The sequence below is a fragment of the Nonlabens sp. genome (assembly GCF_047636915.1).
Taxonomy (GTDB): domain Bacteria; phylum Bacteroidota; class Bacteroidia; order Flavobacteriales; family Flavobacteriaceae; genus Nonlabens.
Genome location: NZ_JBLIGN010000147.1, coordinates 1 through 3,815 on the forward strand (window position 1 = coordinate 1; position 3,815 = coordinate 3,815).

At 36.2% G+C, this 3,815-nt stretch carries 5 protein-coding genes and 1 tRNA gene; 3 read left to right on the plus strand and 3 right to left on the minus strand.

Going from position 1 to position 3,815, the window contains the following annotated elements; genetic code table 11:
- The 3 genes from ACJAT0_RS12925 to rpsT all read left to right on the plus strand — a co-directional run.
- A partial coding sequence (locus ACJAT0_RS12925) for a His/Gly/Thr/Pro-type tRNA ligase C-terminal domain-containing protein (protein WP_415181989.1) occupies positions 1 to 465 on the plus strand: 465 nt, incomplete at its 5' end.
- 83 nt (positions 466 to 548) lie between these two features.
- A tRNA-Glu gene (locus ACJAT0_RS12930) sits at positions 549 to 620 on the plus strand.
- Positions 621 to 661: 41 nt separating this feature from the next.
- Positions 662 to 916, plus strand: a complete 255-nt coding sequence (gene rpsT, locus ACJAT0_RS12935; protein ID WP_374003223.1) for a 30S ribosomal protein S20 — start codon at positions 662 to 664, stop codon at positions 914 to 916.
- Positions 917 to 1,124: 208 nt separating this feature from the next.
- On the opposite strand, the gene ACJAT0_RS12940 is transcribed toward rpsT, so the two are convergent.
- The 3 genes from ACJAT0_RS12940 to ACJAT0_RS12950 all read right to left on the minus strand — a co-directional run.
- On the minus strand, positions 1,125 to 1,898 hold the full coding sequence (locus tag ACJAT0_RS12940) for a hypothetical protein (protein ID WP_415181990.1): 774 nt from the start codon (positions 1,896 to 1,898) through the stop codon (positions 1,125 to 1,127).
- A 112-nt stretch (positions 1,899 to 2,010) separates the two neighbouring features.
- Positions 2,011 to 3,132: a hypothetical protein gene (locus ACJAT0_RS12945; protein ID WP_415181991.1), complete on the minus strand. Its 1,122-nt coding sequence runs from the start codon at positions 3,130 to 3,132 to the stop codon at positions 2,011 to 2,013.
- Between the two features lie 77 nt (positions 3,133 to 3,209).
- Positions 3,210 to 3,815: hypothetical protein (locus ACJAT0_RS12950; protein WP_415181992.1), on the minus strand; the 606-nt coding region annotated here is incomplete at its 5' end.

A 3,815-nucleotide genomic window follows, 5' to 3' on the forward strand; every position in this document is an offset into this window, starting at 1 on the left:
GATTCTCGCGATACGCTAAGACCTGGAGCAAAGTTTGCACAGCATGAGCTGCAAGGGGTTCCGTTGAGAATTGCTATAGGTTCTAGAGATTTAGAAAATGGAACCGTAGAACTTGCTCGTAGAGATAATCTTTCTAAGGAAACCACTTCTATAGACGGAATTGCACATAAAGTAAAAAGCCTGCTCGAGGAGATTCAAAAGTCGCTCCATGATAAAGCATTAGACTTTAGAGATGCCCATATAACAGAAGTAAATAACTTTGAAGAATTTAAAGAAGTCTTAGAATCAAAAGGAGGTTTTTTATCTGCTCATTGGGATGGAACGACACAGACGGAGGATAAAATCAAAGAACTTACTAAAGCTACCATTAGATGCATACCTATGGACGCTGTGGAAGAGGAAGGCAGTTGTGTGTTTACCGGTAAAAAATCTAGCACGCGAGTATTGTTTGCTAAGGCATATTAATTTTTTCAATATTTTTCTAATCTTTTGTTGTAGGATTGAAAAAAGGGGTTATTTTTGCAACCGCTTAAACGAGCAAAATAAATGGCCCGTTCGTCTATCGGCTAGGACGCATGGTTTTCATCCATGTAAGAGGGGTTCGATTCCCCTACGGGCTACAATTTAAATCGATCTTTAGTTAGATCAAGTTTTATAAGATATGGCAAATCACAAAAGTGCTTTAAAGAGAATACGTAGAAACGAAGTTGCAAGGATTAGAAATAAATACCAGCATAAAACTACGCGTAATGCAATCAAGACGTTAAAAGAAGCAGTAGATAAAACGGCTGCTCAAAAACTTCTTGTTGATATTGCTTCAATGTTAGATAAACTGGCAAAGAAAAATGTAATTCACGCTAATAAAGCTGGAAATCTTAAATCTAAATTAAGCAAGCATGTAAATGCTATGGCTTAATTTATTTTCAAAAAATTAGTTCAAAAGCCTTTCAGTTATTTGAAAGGCTTTTTTATGTTTGCTATTTTGATATTGTTAGATGGATGTTACGCTTTCGCGAAAGCAGTATGATATCAATTTAGGATCACTATATTTTAAAATTAAACGGGTATCAAAATAAAAAGCTCCTAGAACACTAAGAGCTTTGAAATGTAAAAGAAGTAACCAGCTACCTGATGCGTATTCCAAAAGAGAGCATTCTTTCTTGTAAAGGAGAATCCTTGAAAATATCATTAAGACCATAAGTAGCAAATAGCTGTAAGTGACCCCATCCAGCATAAGCGCTAAGACCGTATAGGAAGTTATTTACTTCATAGTCATTTGTGATTGTTTGAGTAACCCCACGACCTTCTCTATCAAATTTAAGGGCTTGTGAGGAGGTGGAAACAAAACCTAAATAACCACCTATTCCAAAAACAAAGGCATCATCATCACGGTATCTTTTTATACCGTCTTGATACGTCTGAAGGTTACGTGGGCCGAATTCTAAATGAAACGGCGCTACTATATTGATTTGCGTGAAGGTGGACCGATCTACATCAAAATCTATAGGTTCTATTGTAGTGACGTTGTCGATGGTTGAAAATTCTTTGTTGTCATTGATGTGTAAGTTGTTCATGCGCATCGCAAGACCATAATTAAATCTAATCTGATCATTTGCTGGATGCAAACGTGTCGCAAATTCGAGTCCAATTTCAAACGTACCAGAACCCCAAAAACGATAGGCGTCTCCGATACCATTGCCATCTCCTAGGGCTTGATTAAAGCCAGCAGCTAGAACGAGGTTGGTTGAAGTTTTTGTCAATTCCTTTTCTCTGCGATCAGAATCAAATAGATCTAAAAAATCAATGGGTGCTTTTTCTAGTTCTTTTGTTTTTTCTGCTTTTTGAGCAAAACTCAAAGAACAAGCCAATACTACGAACAAAGGAAGGAGTGTTTTCATTATTTTTATTTAAAAATACCACCTGGACTCACCATACGAAGCGGCTTAACTAATCTTTAACCAAAAAAAGCCCCTGATTTCTCAAGGGCTCTTAGGGTTTATTCAAATAGTGTTACTGTAAACGTATTCCAAAACTCACATATTGCGCATCAACAGAGTCGCTTTTAAAAACCTTATTGAGATTCATACGCCCGAAGAAAGTAAAATTATCTCTACCTACATAAGCATCTATACCGTATACAAATGGATTTGTGTCAAAGGCGTTTACGGTTGCTTGTTTAATGTCCCTGCCGTTTTCTTCGTATCGCAATTTAAGCCTGGAGCTCATATTGAAACCAACAAAGCCTCCTATTCCTACTTTCCATGTATTCCACTGATTGTATCTTATTCTTCCATCTTCATATTCTTTTTTAGAATTCGCGCCATATTCTAACTGGAACGGAAAGATCAATTGATCTTGACGGAATTTTGCGTCTTTTACATCAAAACCTATTCCTACTACTTGCGTATTATCTGTATTAGGAGAAAAGATTCTGTTTCCATTTAATTCGGTTTTCTGAGATTGATAGGTCACCCCATAGTTCATTCTCCATTTATGATTTTTACTAATGGCCGTTTGCCACTGATAGCCTAGCGAGAAATAATTATTATTTTCATAACTAAAGTCATTAATCCCTAAACCTTCTCCACTCATAAAGTTAAATCCAGCACCTAGCGTAAACCCGGAAGTAGTCAAGAGCTCTTTTTTATTTTTACGAAAATCTCTAATATTAATTTCAATTCCTTTTTCAGTTGATATTTCGATGCTTGACCTTCCGATATCATTTGAACTGATAGAAGTTCTGACTTTAGTAAACTCAATTTCTCCATCAATTTTTTTGCGGTGTGCGGCGATCTGCATCGCTATATGTTCGGCGTATTCCGTTTTTAGTTGATCTGCTTTCCCCTGTCCTAAATCTCCATCTGCTATGCTTTTATTTAAACGCATTACATATTCCTTGAGCTCTGTTTTCATATCAGAAACATACAAACGATGTTCTTCCTCTAAACTACCGATGATTGTACTTTTACGCGCTTGCATGTTCTGATAAGCATCTTTGCTTAGATTCATGTATTTTACGACTTTACCAGGTATAGTGTCTGTTTTTACGGGCTGCTGTTTTTCTTGTCCGTAAGAAAGAAAGTTAGATAGTAGTGCTAAAAGGAGTGTGATAAATAGTATATTCTTTTTCATAATAAGTGGTTTTTAGGTATAGATAGTGCTGTCCGTGTGTTTTAAACAGCTTGTTGTTAATAGATGATGTTATTGTTTTATTTGTGAGCTCCTACGAGGGCAAAGGCCTCTGATTTTAATTTTCCCAATTGATCAAAAATGGTGCTGTTGATCTTAATACGTCGGTCGGCTTCTATGTCCCATTCGGTTTCTCGCAGTAATTTCGGTACATTGATCTCTTTTACGGCAATCTCGATTATGGATGTATTTTTAAGAGCTTCCTTTAATAGCAGTTCCATTTCTTCTTCGGCTGTAAATGGTTGGGGTTTGTTTTGAGCTGCTATATTTATGCTTATTGGATCTATGGCATTGCTTTCTGGATAATAAGTTGGAAGTGTTGTTTCCTTATCAATAGCTGCTATTCCCGTCTGTGTTATTATAGAGTTAGTAACTAGGGTGTTTTTAAGAGCTATTCTTTTATGAGGATTTGTAATCAAATTATTTTTAGATAAAGACTTTTCAGGGGAGGCTTCTTTTTTAATTTTCCAGTTTTCTTCTAAGACTATTTTAGTTTCTTTGTGTGTTGTAAGCAGTCCTTGTTGGATAGCCTCTTTATTTTGAGGATCGGTTGCTTCTGCAGGGGTCTTGTTTTCTTCAACTACTAATTGATTGTGTTTTTCTATACGGTTCACATCGCTACTAAA